This is a genomic window from Bartonella sp. CM120XJJH (genome assembly GCF_042194715.1).
Taxonomy (GTDB): Bacteria; Pseudomonadota; Alphaproteobacteria; order Rhizobiales; family Rhizobiaceae; genus Bartonella.
Genome location: NZ_JBHINE010000141.1, coordinates 1 through 585, shown reverse-complemented (window position 1 = coordinate 585; position 585 = coordinate 1). Strand labels below are relative to the sequence as shown.

General features: G+C 38.8%; 1 protein-coding gene. It reads left to right on the top strand.

Annotated elements, in window-relative coordinates; translation table 11 throughout:
• A partial coding sequence (locus tag ACFIKU_RS10235; RefSeq protein ID WP_375657445.1) for a hypothetical protein occupies positions 1–509 on the top strand: 509 nt, incomplete at its 5' end.
• Between the last annotated feature and the right edge of the window lie 76 nt (positions 510–585).

Here is a 585-nt window from a genome sequence, read left to right as displayed (position 1 = left end):
TATTTGATGGCGCCTGTATTAGTGGAAATGCTTCAGTTTATTCTGATGCACAAGTTTACAGTCGTGCTGTTGTTTACGGTAATGCCAAGGTTTCTGGTAGTGCACATGTTTTTGGTGATGCTGTTGTTCGCGACAAATCTCATGTTTGCGGTAATGCAGAAGTTTACAATGACGCACGCATTTATGGTGACGCAGCAGTTTTTGAGAATGCACGAATAAAGAATAGTGCCAAGGTTTACGACAATGCTCGTGTATATGGGAACGCAATAATTTGTGGTCCTGCTCTCATTTATAACAATGCTAAAGTTTATGGTGATGTCATTATATCATGCTCCAATTTCACGTATGAGGATGATGTTAATTATGGAAATGTTGAGATTTTTGGAGATGCAAAAGTTTATGATAGTGCTCGCATTTATGACGCAGTCAAGATTTTTAGAAATGCCGAAATTCGTGGATTAGCTAATATTCGCGGAAACACGAGAATTCCTCAAGACATAAAAATTTAACCACACAAACAATTTTTAAACACAAGCGTGATTCACGCCACGGGGGAATTGCGCGCAATGTAGGAAATCAAGATGA